Below are 15,048 nucleotides of genomic sequence, written 5' to 3' on the forward strand. Positions count from 1 at the left end.
ATCATGGCATCGACGTCCGTTCCGCTCACTCTGCCTGTGCTGCCGCTCGACGACGAAGTGGTGCTTCCCGGCATGGTGGTCCCGCTGGAGCTCTCGGACCCGGAGGTGAGGGCTGCCGTGGAGGCGGCCAGGGCGGGGAGCGGCGGGGGCAAGCCGCAGGTGCTGCTGGTGCCGCGGCTGGACGGCTCGTACGCGGCGGTGGGTGCGCTGGCGACGGTCGAGCAGGTCGGGCGGCTGGCGGACGGCGACCCCGCGGCGCTGGTACGGGCCGTCCGACGGGTGCGGATCGGCGCGGGGACGACCGGGCCGGGCGCCGCGCTGTGGGTGGAGACCACGCCGTTCAAGGAGTCCGACGAGGGGCAGGCGGCCGCCGAGCTGGTCAAGGAGTACAAGGCGCTGTCCACCAAGTGGCTGCGCAAGCGCGGGGCCTGGCAGATCGTCGACCGGGTGGCCGCGATCGAGGACATCGGCGAGCTCGCCGACAACATCGGCTACGCGCCGTTCGCGACCGCCGAGCAGAAGCTGAAGGTGCTGCTGGAGGCCGACCGCCCGGCCCGGCTGGAGTACGCGCTCGGCCTGCTCCGCGAGCACCTCGCGGAGGAAGAGGTCAACGACACCATCCGCAAGGACGTCGAGGAGGGCGTCGCCAAGCAGCAGAAGGAGTTCCTGCTGCGGCGCCAGCTGGAGGCGGTGCGCAAGGAGCTGGCCGAGCTGAACGGCGAGGCCGGCACCGAGGAGGACGACTACCGCTCCCGGGTGGAGGCGGCGGCGCTGCCGGAGAAGGTACGGGAGGCCGCCCTCAAGGAGGTCGACAAGCTGGAGCGCTCCAGCGACCAGTCGCCCGAGGGCTCGTGGATCCGCACCTGGCTGGACACCGTGCTGGAGCTCCCGTGGAACGAGCGCTCCGAGGACGCGTACGACATCGCCGCCGCGCGCGCCGTGCTGGACGCGGACCACACCGGCCTGGCGGACGTGAAGGACCGGATCGTCGAGTACCTGGCGGTGCGCAAGCGCCGGGCCGAGCAGGGACTCGGCCAGATCGGCGGGCGCCGCGGCGGCGCGGTGCTGGCGCTGGTCGGCCCGCCCGGCGTCGGCAAGACCTCGCTCGGCGAGTCGGTGGCGAAGGCGATGGGCCGGTCGTTCGTCCGGGTCGCGCTGGGCGGCGTCCGGGACGAGGCGGAGATCCGCGGCCACCGGCGGACGTACGTGGGCGCCATCCCCGGCCGGATCGTCCGGGCGATCAAGGAGGCCGGGTCGATGAACCCGGTGGTGCTGCTGGACGAGATCGACAAGGTCGGCTCGGACTACCGGGGCGACCCGGCGGCGGCGCTGCTGGAGGTGCTGGACCCGGCGCAGAACCACACCTTCCGCGACCACTACCTGGAGGTCGAGCTCGACCTCTCGGACGTGGTGTTCCTGGCCACCGCCAACGTGCTGGAGGCGATCCCCGAGCCGCTGCTGGACCGGATGGACCTGGTCCGGCTGGACGGCTACACCGAGGACGAGAAGGTCGCCATCGCCCGCGACCACCTGCTGCCCCGCCAGCTCGCCAAGGCCGGCCTGGCCGCCGAGCAGCTGACCGTGGACGAGGAGGTGCTGCGCCGGCTCGCCGCCGAGTACACCCGGGAGGCCGGCGTCCGGAACCTGGAGCGGGCGATCGCCCGGATCCTGCGCAAGGTCGCCGCGCAGACCGAGCTCGGCGAGCGCGAACTGCCCGCCGCGATCGGCCCGGACGACCTGCGGGCGCTGCTGGGCCGGCCGCACCACGTGCCGGAGTCGGCGCAGGAGCCGGCCGAGCGGCGCACCGCGGTGCCCGGCGTGGCGACCGGCCTGGCGGTCACCGGGGCCGGCGGCGACGTCCTCTACATCGAGGCCTCGCTGGCGGACGCCGAGACCGGCTCGACCGGGCTGACGCTGACCGGCCAGCTGGGCGACGTGATGAAGGAGTCGGCGCACATCGCGCTCTCCTACCTGCGCTCGCGCGGCGCCGAGCTGGAGCTGCCGGTGACCGGCCTGCGCGAGCGGGGCATCCACCTGCACGTCCCGGCCGGCGCGGTGCCGAAGGACGGCCCGAGCGCGGGCATCACGATGACCACGGCGCTGGCCTCGCTGCTGTCCGGCCGCAGGGTGCGCCCCGACGTGGCGATGACCGGCGAGGTGTCGCTGACCGGGCGGGTGCTGCCGATCGGCGGGGTCAAGCAGAAGCTGCTGGCCGCGGACCGGGCCGGGGTCACCACGGTGATCATCCCGAAGCGCAACGAGGCGGACCTGGACGACGTGCCCGCCGAGGTGCTGGAGCGGCTGACGGTGCACGCCGTCGCCGACGTCCGCGAGGTGCTGCGGCTGGCGCTGGAGCCGGCGGAGGTGCTGGTCGCCGCCGCCTGACGGTGTACCAGGGGCCACGGAGCGTCCACTCCGCGGCCCCTGGTGGTTGCCGATTCGGGCCCGTGGCAGACTTCCGGCATGCCGTCCCCTACGCAGCGCGCGCTGACCGCAGTGCCGGAGCGCTACCGCCCGTTCCTGGTCAAGCACCGCAAGCTGGTGAAGTTCCTCGTGGTCGGAGGAACCTGCTTCCTGCTCACCATGCTGATCAACTTCGCCCTGAAGATGACCGTGTTCGAGGCCAAGCCGGTCGTCGCGCTGACCGTGGCGACCGTGATCGCCACGGCCGTGTCGTACGTGCTGAACCGGCAGTGGTCCTTCCGGGCGGCCGGCAAGCAGCGCGAGGCCGTGCTGTTCGTGGTGGTCAGCGCCCTGGCGGTCGGCGTGAACGACCTTCCGCTGGTGGCCTCGCGCTACCTGTTCGACCTGCGGGAGCCGGACGTCAGCCACTTCACCCAGGAGGTCGCGGACTTCGTCAGCGGCATGATCATCGGCACCCTGGTGGCGATGGTGTTCCGCTACTGGGCGATGAACCGCTTCGTGTTCACCCGGCTCTCGGACCGGGTCACGGCGCAGGAACAGGGGCGGGAGCCCGAGCGGGTCTGACCCCCGCCCCGTTCCTGCCGGCCGCTCACGCCCCGAGAGGGGCGGGGCGGCCGAGCAGCGGCTTGCGGGCCGCCGCGAGGAAGGTCACCGCGACGCCGAGGGCGGCCCAGACCGCCAGCACCGTCAGCGGCATCGCCATGGCGGAGGAGCCCAGGTAGGCGACGGAACGGGTGGCCGAGGTGCCGGCGCCGTTCGGGATCCACTCGCCGATCGCCCGCCAGAACGTCGGCAGCAGCGGCGGCGGGTAGACGCCGCCCGCGCTGGGGTTGCCCAGCACCACGAACACCAGCACGGCCAGGCCGATGCCGATGATGTCGAACAGGCACTGCATCGCCATGGTGACCGCGCCGACCGCGAACACCACCAGCGCACCGATCGCGCTCAGCGCCAGGATCGAGCCGGGCAGCGCGTTCAGGATCGGGCCGGTGATCAGCGTGCCGCCGATGCCCGCCGCGATCGAGTACAGCGCCAGGGTGCCCAGCCGCAGTCCGGCCCGGGCGGTGTTGGCGGGGCGCGCGCCGGCGCTGACGCCGAGGATCGAGGCGACCAGGTAGCCGCCGACGCACCAGCCGACCACCAGGTAGAAGCTGGACAGGCCCTTGCCGTCGCCGGCGGCCAGCGGAATGGTGTCCTTGACCTCGACGGTGCGGTGCTGGCTCGCCGCGACCTTGGTGACGATCAGCTCGGCGGCGCTGGACGCGGCCGGGCCGCGGGCCTCCGCGACCAGCAGGGTGTCCTGGGTGCCGGCCGGGTCGAACACCCAGGCCGCGTAGATCTTCTGGTCCTTGATCCGGGCCTGCGCGGTGGCCGCGTCCGGCTCGACGGAGGCGCGCACCGCGTTGTCCGGGACGGACTCCAGGGCGGCGGTCAGCTTCGGGGCGACCTCGGGCGGGGCGACCACGGCGATCGACAGCTCGTGCGGCTTCGGCTGGTGGAGCGCGCCCACGTACGAGGTGATGAAGCCGAGTTGGAGCAGCAGGACGGCGACCACCAGGAAGAACGCGCGCGGGGTCACCGCGTCCTTGAGCTCGTTGACGAAGCCCTTGGCAGGCTCTGCCATGGTTGGGCATCTCCCTATCAATCCGGTGCCAGTACGCAAAACGGATACTTCATATCATGAAACAGTTGCGCGTCGGGGGAGGCGCGGCCTGCGCGATACTGAGCGCCATGAACGACCCCGTGGCGGACCCGGACGCCGCCGAACTGGCATTTCTCGCGGTCGAGCGCGAGGTGGCGACGCTGTTCCGGCGCAGCCGGGCGCGGGCGGCCGAGGTCTCCCGGCTGGTGCACCCCGAACTGGAGGCCGGGGCGTACGTGCTGCTCTCCTTCATCCGGGAGTCCGGGCGGGCGCGGGTGACCGACATCGGGCTGCACTTCGGGGTGGGCAAGGCCACGGTCAGCCGGCAGATCCGGGCGATCGAGGAGCTGGGCCTGCTCTGCCGGGAGACCGACCCGCTGGACCGGCGGGCCTCGCTGGTGTCGCTGACCGAGGAGGGCGAGCGGCGGTTCGCGGCCGCCCGGGAGGTGCGGATGGCGCGCTTCCGGGCCTCGCTGGCGGCCTGGGAGCTGACCGAGCTGGAGCAGTTCGCGCGCCTGCTGGAGCGGTTCAACGAGCTGACCGAGGGGGTCTGACCGGGGCGTCGGGAGGGTTTCTTTACCTGGACTTGAAGAAAGTTGCCTCAGTCAACTATCTGCGTATAGTTGCTTGAGGCAACGAATTTTCGGTCGTAAGGAAGCGCATGTCGACGACCCCCCAGACACCCACGCAGACCCAGATGTCCCACCGTCAAGTCCTCGAAGCCCTCTCGGGCCTGCTGCTCGGCCTCTTCGTGGCCGTGCTGTCCTCCACGGTCGTCTCCAACGCACTGCCGCGGATCCTCGCGGACCTGCACGGCGGCGAGTCCGCCTACACCTGGGTGGTCACCGCCGCCCTGCTGTCGATCACCGCCGCCACCCCGCTCTGGGGCAAGCTCTCCGACCTGGTCAGCAAGAAGCTGCTGGTCCAGATCGCCATGGTGATCTACGTGCTCTCCTCGGCGCTGGCCGGCCTCTCGCAGAGCATCGGCATGCTGATCTTCTGCCGGGTGCTGCAGGGCATCGGCGCCGGCGGCGTCATCGCGCTCGGCCAGATCTGCCTGGCCGCGATGGTCTCCCCGCGCGAGCGCGGCCGCTACAGCGGCTACTTCGGCGCGGTCTTCGCACTCGCCACCATCGGCGGCCCGCTGATCGGCGGCGTAATCGTGGACACCTCCTGGCTCGGCTGGCGCTGGTGCTTCTACGTCGGCATCCCGTTCGCGGTGGCCGCCATCCTGGTCCTGCAGCGCACCCTCAAGCTCCCCGAGCAGGCCGTCCGCAAGCCGAAGATCGACTACCTGGGCGCGGTGCTGATCACCGCCGCCGTCAGCCTGCTGATGATCTGGATCTCGCTGGCCGGCAAGAACTACGACTGGCTGTCCTGGCAGACCGCGGTGATGGTGATCGGCGGCCTCGCGCTGGCCGTGCTGTTCGTCGCCGTCGAGAAGCGCGCCGCCGAACCGCTGATCCCGCTCGACCTGTTCCGCCACCGCACCGTCGCGCTCGCCTCGGTCGCCTCCGCGTTCGTCGGCGTCGGCATGTACGGCACCACCACCTTCCTCGGCCAGTACTTCCAGCTCGCCAAGGAGAAGACCCCCACCCAGGCCGGCCTGCTCACGCTGCCGATGATCCTCGGCCTCGCGGTCTCCTCCACCGTGGCCGGCAAGCTCATCAGCAAGTACGGCAAGTGGAAGGGCTACCTGGTCGGCGGCACCGTCATGCTGGCCGCCGGCCTCGGCCTGATGGGCACCGCCCGGGCCGACACCTCGTACGCCCTGCTGTCGCTCTACATGGCGGTGGCCGGCATCGGCCTCGGCCTCACCAGCCAGAACCTGGTGCTCGCCGTGCAGAACACCGTCCCGCGGCACGAGCTCGGCGCGGCCAGTTCGGTGGTCACCTTCTTCCGCACCATGGGCGGTGCGATGGGCGTCTCCGCGCTCGGCGCGCTGCTCGGCCACAAGGTCGCCTCCTACCTGGCGGAGAACTTCGCCAAGGCCGGCATCCCGGCCGCCGGGGGCATCGGCGACGGCATCCCCGACCTGCACACGCTGCCGGCCCGGATCGTCCCCCTGGTCACCGACGCGTTCGGCCACGGCGTCGGCACCGTCTTCCTGATCGCCGCTCCGTTCGCCGTGGTCGGCTTCCTGCTGGTGCTGTTCATTCGCGAGGTGCCGCTGCGCACCGCCGCCGACGAGCGCACCACCGCCCCCGCCGCCGAGCCCGCGGCGCTGGCCGCCGACTGACGGCCCGTCGACATGCGAGAAGGCCCCCGCCGGATCGGCGGGGGCCTTCGTCGTACGGGCCGGGCGGCGGGGTACGGGCCGGACGGCCGGTGGGCAGCGGCCGGGGCCGGGCGCTCGTCCGCGGGCGCGCGGGGTTCGCCGTCGGCCCGGTGCCAGGGGATCCGTGCGTCGGCGGGCGGCACGCGAGAAGGGCCCCCGCCGATCCGGCGGGGGCCCTTCTCGCGTGCGGTCTGCTACTTGGCGGCGATCAGCGAGATGCCGTACAGCACCACCGCCGCGCAGGCGGCGAAGCACACGCCCGCGGCCACCAGGGCCGGGACGCCCTTGCCGGTGCCGGCCTCGACGGCCGCCTCGCGGCGGGACAGGGCGAGGTTGCCCAGGGCGAAGACGGCGACCACCGCGAGGGTGACGGCCAGGCTGACGCCCGCGGTCTCGGCCAGAGCGGCCCACTTGATCTGCATGACGGGAGGTCCTCTCAGGCCGCGATGGTGGTCTGGCCGGTGGGGCCGGCGGTGACCGGGATGTCCACCGTGGCGGTGTCGCTGTCGTTCACGTTGCCGGCGTGCACCGGCTGGCGGCGGGAGATCAGCCACATCGAGCCGGCGCCGAGCACCAGCGCCACGCCGACCACGGCCACGCCCCAGTCGCCCTGTTCGGCGACCAGCGCGGCCACCCCGGACACCACGGCGGCGGCCGGCAGGGTCAGGCCCCAGGTGGAGACCATGCGGCGGACCATGCCCCAGCGCAGCTTGCCCGACGGGCCGCCCAGGCCGGCGCCCATGATGCCGCCGGAGCAGACCTGGGTGGTGGACAGGCCGTAGCCCATGTGCGAGGACGTCAGGATCACGGTGGCGGCGGCGGTCTCCGAGGCGAAGCCCTGCGGCGGCCGGATGTCCGCCAGGCCGGAGCCCATCGAGCGGATGATCCGCCACCCGCCCATGTAGGTGCCCAGCGCGATCGCCAGACCGGCGCTGACGATCACCCAGGTCGGCGGGCCGTCGCCCTTGTGCAGCTGGCCGGCCGAGATCAGGGTCAGCGTGATGATGCCCATGGTCTTCTGGGCGTCGTTGGTGCCGTGCGCCAGCGAGATCAGCGAGGAGGAGAACATCTGGCCGCGCCGGAAGCCCTTCTCCGTGCTGGGGGCGCCCCGGGTGATCAGGTAGGCCAGCTTGGTGGCGCCCCAGGAAGCCAGGCCCGCGATGATCGGGGAGGCGACCGCCGGGATCAGGATCTTGGAGACGACGGTGGTGAAGTTGACCCCGCCGAAGCCGACGCCGACCACGGTGGCGCCGATCAGACCGCCGTAGAGGGCGTGCGAGGAGGACGAGGGAAGACCCCTCAACCAGGTCAGCAGGTTCCACAGGATCGCGCCGACCAGGGCGGCGAAGATGATCGAGGGCTGCAGTCCGGCCTTCTCGTTGACGATGCCGCCCGAGATGGTGGTGGCCACCTTGACGGAGAGGAAGGCCCCGGCGAAGTTCAGCACCGCGGCGATGGCCACGGCGACCTTGGGCTTGAGGGCGCCGGTGGCGATGGAGGTGGCCATCGCGTTGGCGGTGTCGTGGAAGCCGTTCGTGAAGTCGAAGGCGAGCGCCGTGATGATCACAACGGCCACCAGGAACGTGATGTGTTCCATACCCAAACAATCGTCGAAGTGGTCGGACTGACGTTGCTGTCCGGGGCGACCGTAGGAAGCCTTGGTGAACGGCAGGTTAACTGGGCGGGGAGTCGGGGTTCCGTGAGTGGCGCGGGAGTTGCCGATCCGTCGGATTTCCATGGAGATCGCGGCCGGCGGTGAGAGGGTTGTCACACCCCCGCGCGGATGAGAATTCACTTCGCGCCCCCCGGGAGACCTGCCGGGAACCGCCCTCCCCGTGGCAGGATCGGTCCGATCGCCGACGGAGCACCAGGGGAGGGCCGGCCGATGGGGGCAGGGCAGCGCACGGATTCGACCGGACAGCGGCCGTGGGTGCGGGCCGCGCTGCGCTGCGGGGCGGTGCTCGCCGTCGCCGCACTGGCCCTGCCGTTCGCCTCCGCCGCGTACGCCGCGCCCGATCCGGGCGCCTCGGTCGCCGCGCCGACCGTCGCCCCCGGGTCCGACCCGCTGGCCGACGCCAAGCGCACCCTGGGCCCGCTGCTGGAGCAGCTGCACACCCTCTACCAGCAGGCCGAGGCCGCCACCGAGCAGTACAACGGCACGGTCGCCCGGCTCGCCGAGCAGCAGGCCACCGTGCAGGACCTGAACAACCGGGCGGCGCGCCAGCAGGAGGCCGTCGACACCGGCACCGACCTGGCCTCCCAGCTGGCCTCCGCGCAGTACCGGAACAGCCAGATATCCGGGTACGCCGAGATGCTGCTGGCCAAGGACCCGTACGAGGCGGTGGTGATCGCCCAGCTGCTGGACTCGGCCGGGCGTTCGCAGAAGGCGTTCCTGGACCGGCTGAAGTCCGACCGGGACACCCTGGCGGCGCTCCAGCTGGCCGCCCAGCAGGCGCTGGCCGAGGCGCAGACGCTGGCGACCCAGCAGGAGCAGCAGAAGAACGACGTGGCCAAGAAGCTGGCCGACGTGGAGACCCTGGTCGGCTCGCTCACCGGCGCCCAGCGCAGCGAGCTGGAGGCGATCGAGAAGCAGCAGGCCGACCAGGCGCAGCTGGCGTTCCTCGCCTCCGGCGCGCTCGGCAAGGGCGAGCGCACGCCGTCCGCGATGGGCCGCAAGGCGGTCGCCTGGGCGCTCCAGCAGCTCGGCAAGGACTACGTGTGGGGCGGCGCGGGCCCGGACGTGTTCGACTGCTCGGGCCTCACCTCGCAGGCGTGGCTGCACGCCGGGCGGGCCATTCCGCGCACCAGCCAGGAGCAGTGGGCGCAGCTCAAGCACGTGCCGCTGAACCAGATGCGGCCCGGCGACCTGGTCGTCTACTACGGCGGCGCCACCCACATCGGGATGTACATCGGCGGCGGCCTGGTCGTGCAGGCCCCGCGCACCGGCGACGTGGTGAAGATCTCGCAGGTCGGCGCGATGCCGATCCTGGGCGCCGTCCGGCCCGACCCGGACGACTCCGCGGACGACGCGGGCGGCGAGTGGAAGGTGCCGGACGTGAAGGTCGGCCCGGTGCGGATCGCGCCCGCCAAGCCGTCCACGCTGCCGCCCGCGCCGGCCACCGGCACCCCCGCGCCGAGCACCCCGACGCCGGGCGGCTCCGCCACGCCGGACCCGCAGCCGAGCACCCCCGGGGCGACCACCCCGCCGGCGCCCGGCGGCAGCGGCTCGCCGAGCACCGGTCCGACCGGTTCGCCGAGCGGGTCGGGTTCGGGTTCGGGTTCGCCGTCCGGTTCCGGCACGGCCTCCGGGTCGGCGTCCGGGTCGGCGTCCGGCGGCGGTTCGGGTTCGCCGTCCGGTTCGGGCCCGGCCTCGCTGTCGGCGAGCGCCGGCGGCTCCGGGTCGGCCACGCCCTCGGCCGGCTGACGGGCCGCCACTCGGGAGCGACGGCCCGCCGGCGGGTCAGGCGGGCCGGGCCGCGGGCTCCAGGCGGACCACCACGGCCTTGGAGGTCGGGGTGTTGCTGACGTCCGCGGTGGAGTCCAGCGGCACCAGCACGTTGGTCTCCGGGTAGTAGGCGGCCGCGCCGCCCCGGGCGACCGGGTAGTGCACCACCCGGAAGTGCGGGGCGCGGCGCTCCACGCCGTCCTTCCACTCGCCCACCAGGTCGACGAACTCCCCGTCGGCGAGGCCGAGTTCGGCGGCGTCGTCGGGGTTGACCAGGACCACCCGGCGGCCGCCGGTGATGCCCCGGTAGCGGTCGTCCAGGCCGTACACGGTGGTGTTGTACTGGTCGTGCGAGCGCAGCGTCTGGAGCAGCAGCCGGCCCGGCGGGACGTCGGGGGCGGTGAGCGGGTTGACGGTGAAGTTGGCCCGGCCGGTGGCGGTGGGGAAGGTGCGGCTGTCGCGCGGGGCGTGCGGCAGGGCGAAGCCGCCGGGGCGGCGGACCTTGGCGTTGAAGTCGTCGAAGCCGGGGACGACGCGGGCGATCCGGTCCCGGATCAGGTCGTAGTCGCGGGCGAAGTCCTCCCACGGCGTGGGGTCCTGCGGGCCGAGCGCGGCGCGGGCCAGCCGGCTGACGATCGCCACCTCGGAGAGCAGGCCGGGCGCGGGCGGGCGGAGGCCGCCGCGCGAGGAGTGCACCATGCCCATCGAGTCCTCGACGGTGACGAACTGCGCGCCGAGGGTGCTGACGTCGCGGTCGGTGCGGCCCAGGGTGGGCAGGATCAGCGCGCGGGCGCCGGTGACCACGTGCGAGCGGTTCAGCTTGGTGGAGACGTGCACGGTGAGGCGGCAGCGGCGCATCGCGGCCTCGGTGGCGTCGGTGTCCGGGCTCGCGGAGACGAAGTTGCCGCCCATCGCGAAGAACACCTTGACCCGGCCGTCGCGCATGGCGCGGATGGTGTCGACGGTGTCGAAGCCGTGGGCGCGCGGCGGCTCGAAGGCGAACTCCTTGCCGAGGGCGTCCAGGAACGCCGTGCTCGGGCGCTCGAAGATGCCCATGGTGCGGTCGCCCTGCACGTTGGAGTGCCCGCGGACCGGGCAGACGCCCGCGCCGGGGCGGCCGACGTTGCCGCGCAGCAGCAGGAAGTTGACCACCTCGCGGATGGTCGGCACCGAGTGCTTGTGCTGGGTCAGGCCCATCGCCCAGCAGACGATGATCTTCTTCGAGGAGAGCACCAGGCGGTGCAGTTCCTCGATCCGCTCCCAGGGCAGGCCGGTCGCGGCGAGCGTGGCCGGGCGGTCGAGCTCGGCCGCCTCGGCGGCGAACTCCGGGTAGCCGGCGCAGTGTTCGGCGACGAAGTCCTCGTCGACGGCGCCCGGGGTGGTGAGCAGCAGGTGGTTCAGCGCCCGGAACAGCGCCAGGTCGCCGCCGAGCCGGATCTGCAGGAACAGGTCGGTGAGCTTGGTGCCGCCGCCGACCAGGCCGCGCGGGGTCTGCGGGTTCTTGAACCGCTCCAGGCCGGCCTCGGGCAGCGGGTTGACGCTGACGATCCGGGCGCCGGCCCGCTTGGCGCGCTCCAGCGCGGACAGCATCCGCGGGTGGTTGGTGCCCGGGTTCTGGCCGGCCACGATGATCAGGTCGGCCTGGTACAGGTCCTTCAGCGAGACGCTGCCCTTGCCGACGCCGAGGGTCTCGGTGAGCGCCGAACCCGAGGACTCGTGGCACATGTTGGAGCAGTCCGGCAGGTTGTTGGTGCCCAGCCGGCGGGCGAACAGCTGGTAGGCGAACGCCGCCTCGTTGGACGTCCGGCCGGAGGTGTAGAACGCGGCCTCGTTCGGCGAGCCGAGCGCGGTGAGTTCGGCGGCGATCAGCGCGAACGCCTCGTCCCAGCCGATCGGCGCGTAGTGGGTGGCGCCCTCGTCCAGCAGCATCGGGGCGGTCAGCCGGCCCTGCTGGCCGAGCCAGTAGCCGGAGCGGTCGGCGAGTTCGGCGACCGGGTGGGCGGCGAAGAACTCCGGGGTGATCCGGCGCTCGGTGGCCTCCTCGGCGACCGCCTTCGCGCCGTTCTCGCAGAACTCGGCGAGGTGCGGCTTGTCCGGCTCCGGCCAGGCGCAGCCCGGGCAGTCGAAGCCGTCCGGCTGGTTCACCCTGCGCAGCGTGGAGAGCACCCTGCCCGGGGACATCTGGTCGGCCGCCATCCGCAGGGTGTGCCCGATCGCGGGCAGTCCGGCGGCGGCGTGGGCCGGCGGCCCGACGTGCGGCGCGTCCTGGGCGGGGTCGCGGTGCGGGGGCTGCTTGGCCATGGCGGACTCTCCGGAGGGCTCGGGGTGCTTGGAGCGTATCCGGTACGGCCGCGGGTGTCGTGGGGCGGCGGTCAGGCGTCCTTCTGCAGCTCCGCCAGCAGCCGGCGGGCGACCGCGTCGTTCTGCCGGAACGCCGGGGCGTCGGTGCGGGGCCGGGCGAAGGCGGCGGGCGCGCGGGTGGTGGTGGCGGCGCCGAGGGCGGTGCGGCGCGGGTGCGGACGGCCGTCGAGGGCGGGGTCGAGCAGCCGGGCGTCGGGGTCGGTGCGGACCAGCCCGGAGCGGTAGGTGTGGCCGTCGGCGTCGGTGAGGTGCTCCTCGGCGATCCGGCCCTCCTGAAGCAGCCGGCGCAGCAGCGGGTCGGCGGTGCGGTCGAGGGCGTGCCGGGGCAGGAAGGCGTCGACCAGGGCGGTGCCGTGCACGTGGTGGCCGGGCAGCGCGGGGGAGGAGGCGCGGAAGGCGCCGTGCTCCTCGTCGAGGTCCACCCGCAGGTCGGGGCCGAGGAAGTGGAGCAGTCCGGCGTCGGCGAGGGCGAGCAGCTGGTCGAGGCGGAAGCCGGGCGGGCCGGAGGCGAAGAAGGAGAAGAAGCCGTTCCACCAGCCGTCCAGGTCGGCGGCGGTGGAGCGGGCGGTGAGCGGGTGCCGGGGCAGCAGCCGGACCAGCTGGCCGTAGAGCGACAGCAGGGCGTGGAAGGCGCCGAGGTCAGCGCTGTGCCGCGGGTCGGAGCGGCGGGCCAGGTCGGCGCGGAGGTGGGCGTGCAGGTGGCGCCGGAGAGCGGCGGGGTCGGCGGCACGCAGGCCGGCCAGCGGGCGGTCGAGGCGTTCCAGGTCGAGCCGGTCGTCCGGGTCGGGGACGGCGGCGGCGACCAGGGCCTCGCGCTGCGGGCCGTACCAGTCGAGCGGGTGGTAGGCGGCGAGGAACTCGTCCCAGGGCAGGGCGGTCCGGTCGGGGTGGCCGTGGAACAGCTCGTGGTAGTAGCCGTAGCCGATCTCCTTGGCCATCGCGGGCCACAGGTCGCGGCGGAACTCCAGTGGCCCGTCCGGGAGTTCGGTGTCCGGTCCGAAGTAGCGGGGGAGCGGCGGGGGCGGGCCCTGGAGCCGGTAGCCGGTCTTGGCGTGGTACGGGACGCCGCGCCGGGAGCCCGCGTACAGCACCGGTTCGCGGCCGGACGGGTGGTAGCGCAGGCCGCCGCAGGGACTGGGGGTGAAGCGGCCGCCGCGGCCCTCGGTGAGCAGGGCGACCAGGTCGACGAAGGCCAGCCCGAGGCCGCGGACGATCACCGGCTCGCCGGGGGCGAGGCCGTCCAGGTCGGCGTCGGCGGTGAACGCGGGCGGCAGGTAGCTGCGGCCGTGCCGGGCGGCGAAGGCGCGGGTGGCGGCGGTGTCGGGGGCGGGCGCGGAGTCGAGGTGGCCGAGGGCGAGCACCACCCGGTCGGCGGGCAGCACGGTGCGGGTGAGGTGGACGCGCTGCGGGCCGTCCGGGTCGCCGGTGAGCCGCCAGGCGGTGTCGCGGTGGGCGAACAGCCGTATGTTGTCCGGGAGTTCGGCGACGGCCCGGCGCAGCACCCAGTCCAGGTAGGCGCTCTGGGCGCGCCGGGTGGGGAAGTCGGTGGGCGCGAGGGTGCGCAGTTCGTCCGCCACGTCCGGGTCGTCGACCGGACGGTACGGCCGGTGGGCGGCCGGTTCGGCGGCCCACTCGGCGAGCGACGGGCCGGGGCGGACCGGGCCGAGCACGGTGGACCGCTCGTCGGTGAACATGGTGACGTCCTCCGCCATCGAGTTCATCCGCAGCAGCGGCGACTGCGCGTGCCGCCAGATCCGGCCGCCGCCGGGCGGGTGCGGGTCCACCAGGTGGACGTCCAACCCGACGTCGGGGGCGAGCAGTTCGGGGGCGTTCGCGGCGATCCGCTCCAGCAGCCCGGCGCCGCGCGGGCCGGCGCCGACGATCACCAGGACCGGCACCCGGCTCACCGCCCGCCGGCCCGGCGCAGCGCCGCCCGGGCCCGCTGCCAGGGGGTGGGCGGCAGTTCGGCGCGGGTGGAGCCGCGCGCGAAGTACCGCTCCAGGTAGTACTGGCCGACCGACAGCAGGCTGGTCACCGCCACGTACCAGAGCGTGGCGACCACCAGCAGCGGGATCACCTGGTACGTCCGGTTGTAGATCAACTGGGCGGAGAACAGCAGGTCGTGGACGGCCAGCACGGAGATCACCGAGGTGCCCTTGAGGGTGCCGATCAGCATGTTCCCGGCCGGCGGCAGGATCGCCCGCATCGCCTGCGGCAGCACGATCCGGCGCAGCACCCGGCCGCGTCCGAGGCCGAGCGAGGCGGCCGCCTCCAGCTGGCCCTGGTCGACCGAGAGGACGCCGGAACGGACCACCTCGGCGGCGAACGCGGCCTCGTGCAGGGTGAGTCCGATCGCGGCGGTGAGCACCGGGCCGAGCAGGTCGACGGTCCGCACCGCGAACAGCTCGCCGCCGAACGGCAGGCTCAGCGCCAGCCTCGGGTACAGCGCGCCGATGTTGAACCAGAACAGCAGTTGGACCAGCAGCGGGGTGGCCCGGAAGATCCACACGAAGCCCCAGCTCAGGCTCCGCAGCACCGGGTTGCCGGACAGCCGGGCCACCGCCAGGACGGTGCCCAGGGCGAAGCCGAGCACCGTCACGACCGCGGTCAGCCAGAGCGTCAGCCACAGGCCGCGCAGGATCGCGGCCGAGGTCAGGTAGGCGCCGACCACCGGCCACTCGAAGGCCGGGTTGCCGGCCAGCGAGCGCAGCAGCAGCCCGGTGGCGAGCAGCGCCAGGCCGCCGCCGACGTACCGCCAGGGGCGGCGGCGGGGCGCGATCGGCAGCTCGGCGAGCGGCTCGGCGGCGGCCGTCGGGCGGGGGACGGGCGGGGCGGTGGACGGGACGGCGGGCGAGGCCATGGGGGCTCCAGGGGCGGCGGGACAGAGGTCTCCGCATG

Annotated in this window: 11 protein-coding genes; 5 read left to right on the forward strand and 6 right to left on the reverse strand. The window is 73.5% G+C overall.

From position 1 onward, the window contains the following. The first annotated feature begins 3 nt into the window (after positions 1 to 3). Both lon and KCH_RS23500 read left to right on the forward strand, forming a co-directional pair. Positions 4 to 2,385, forward strand: coding sequence for an endopeptidase La (gene lon / locus KCH_RS23495; protein WP_035866052.1), 2,382 nt, complete (start codon positions 4 to 6; stop codon positions 2,383 to 2,385). Between the two features lie 78 nt (positions 2,386 to 2,463). Then, the gene (locus KCH_RS23500; protein WP_035866055.1) at positions 2,464 to 2,988 is read left to right on the forward strand and encodes a GtrA family protein; all 525 of its coding nucleotides are present in this window, start codon (positions 2,464 to 2,466) and stop codon (positions 2,986 to 2,988) included. A gap of 25 nt (positions 2,989 to 3,013) precedes the next feature. Here the strand turns inward: KCH_RS23500 and KCH_RS23505 are convergent, their stop codons facing one another. Continuing rightward, positions 3,014 to 4,048: an ABC-2 transporter permease gene (locus tag KCH_RS23505; RefSeq protein WP_035866057.1), complete on the reverse strand. Its 1,035-nt coding sequence runs from the start codon at positions 4,046 to 4,048 to the stop codon at positions 3,014 to 3,016. A gap of 107 nt (positions 4,049 to 4,155) precedes the next feature. Between KCH_RS23505 and KCH_RS23510 the strand changes: the two genes are divergently transcribed. Both KCH_RS23510 and KCH_RS23515 read left to right on the forward strand, forming a co-directional pair. After that, positions 4,156 to 4,620, forward strand: a complete 465-nt coding sequence (locus KCH_RS23510; RefSeq protein ID WP_035866060.1) for a MarR family winged helix-turn-helix transcriptional regulator — start codon at positions 4,156 to 4,158, stop codon at positions 4,618 to 4,620. Between the two features lie 143 nt (positions 4,621 to 4,763). Continuing rightward, positions 4,764 to 6,305, forward strand: a complete 1,542-nt coding sequence (locus KCH_RS23515) for an MDR family MFS transporter (RefSeq protein ID WP_035873437.1) — start codon at positions 4,764 to 4,766, stop codon at positions 6,303 to 6,305. A 233-nt stretch (positions 6,306 to 6,538) separates the two neighbouring features. Here KCH_RS23515 and KCH_RS23520 read toward each other — a convergent pair whose 3' ends face one another. Both KCH_RS23520 and KCH_RS23525 read right to left on the reverse strand, forming a co-directional pair. After that, positions 6,539 to 6,766 (reverse strand): hypothetical protein, encoded by a 228-nt coding sequence (locus KCH_RS23520; protein ID WP_035866061.1) that lies wholly within the window; start codon positions 6,764 to 6,766, stop codon positions 6,539 to 6,541. A 14-nt stretch (positions 6,767 to 6,780) separates the two neighbouring features. Continuing rightward, positions 6,781 to 7,941: an inorganic phosphate transporter gene (locus tag KCH_RS23525; protein WP_035866064.1), complete on the reverse strand. Its 1,161-nt coding sequence runs from the start codon at positions 7,939 to 7,941 to the stop codon at positions 6,781 to 6,783. Between the two features lie 288 nt (positions 7,942 to 8,229). Between KCH_RS23525 and KCH_RS23530 the strand changes: the two genes are divergently transcribed. Beyond that, positions 8,230 to 9,768 (forward strand): C40 family peptidase, encoded by a 1,539-nt coding sequence (locus tag KCH_RS23530; RefSeq protein WP_084223891.1) that lies wholly within the window; start codon positions 8,230 to 8,232, stop codon positions 9,766 to 9,768. 36 nt (positions 9,769 to 9,804) lie between these two features. On the opposite strand, the gene KCH_RS23535 is transcribed toward KCH_RS23530, so the two are convergent. The 3 genes from KCH_RS23535 to KCH_RS23545 form a co-directional block, all read right to left on the reverse strand. Then, positions 9,805 to 12,090: an FdhF/YdeP family oxidoreductase gene (locus KCH_RS23535; protein WP_035866066.1), complete on the reverse strand. Its 2,286-nt coding sequence runs from the start codon at positions 12,088 to 12,090 to the stop codon at positions 9,805 to 9,807. Positions 12,091 to 12,161: 71 nt separating this feature from the next. Continuing rightward, positions 12,162 to 14,057 carry an FAD/NAD(P)-binding protein gene (locus KCH_RS23540; protein WP_051653386.1) on the reverse strand — a complete coding sequence of 632 codons (1,896 nt, stop codon included), beginning with the start codon at positions 14,055 to 14,057 and terminating at the stop codon, positions 12,162 to 12,164. Continuing rightward, entirely contained in the window at positions 14,054 to 15,010 is a 957-nt protein-coding gene (locus KCH_RS23545) for an amino acid ABC transporter permease (protein ID WP_035866072.1), read from the reverse strand. The genes KCH_RS23540 and KCH_RS23545 overlap by 4 nt, the downstream gene beginning before the upstream one ends. Between the last annotated feature and the right edge of the window lie 38 nt (positions 15,011 to 15,048).

Source organism: Kitasatospora cheerisanensis KCTC 2395 (genome assembly GCF_000696185.1).
Classification (GTDB): domain Bacteria; phylum Actinomycetota; class Actinomycetes; order Streptomycetales; family Streptomycetaceae; genus Kitasatospora; species Kitasatospora cheerisanensis.

Excerpts from the sequence above, each read along its gene's own strand:
- KCH_RS23525 (WP_035866064.1), bottom strand. The coding sequence starts at position 7,941 with ATGGAACACATCACGTTCCTGGTGGCCGTTGTGATCATCACGGCGCTC.
- KCH_RS23535 (WP_035866066.1), bottom strand. The coding sequence starts at position 12,090 with ATGGCCAAGCAGCCCCCGCACCGCGACCCCGCCCAGGACGCGCCGCAC.
- KCH_RS23510 (WP_035866060.1), top strand. The coding sequence starts at position 4,156 with ATGAACGACCCCGTGGCGGACCCGGACGCCGCCGAACTGGCATTTCTC.
- KCH_RS23545 (WP_035866072.1), bottom strand. The coding sequence starts at position 15,010 with ATGGCCTCGCCCGCCGTCCCGTCCACCGCCCCGCCCGTCCCCCGCCCG.
- KCH_RS23515 (WP_035873437.1), top strand. The coding sequence starts at position 4,764 with ATGTCCCACCGTCAAGTCCTCGAAGCCCTCTCGGGCCTGCTGCTCGGC.
- lon (WP_035866052.1), top strand. The coding sequence starts at position 4 with ATGGCATCGACGTCCGTTCCGCTCACTCTGCCTGTGCTGCCGCTCGAC.
- KCH_RS23505 (WP_035866057.1), bottom strand. The coding sequence starts at position 4,048 with ATGGCAGAGCCTGCCAAGGGCTTCGTCAACGAGCTCAAGGACGCGGTG.
- KCH_RS23530 (WP_084223891.1), top strand. The coding sequence starts at position 8,230 with ATGGGGGCAGGGCAGCGCACGGATTCGACCGGACAGCGGCCGTGGGTG.
- KCH_RS23500 (WP_035866055.1), top strand. The coding sequence starts at position 2,464 with ATGCCGTCCCCTACGCAGCGCGCGCTGACCGCAGTGCCGGAGCGCTAC.
- KCH_RS23520 (WP_035866061.1), bottom strand. The coding sequence starts at position 6,766 with ATGCAGATCAAGTGGGCCGCTCTGGCCGAGACCGCGGGCGTCAGCCTG.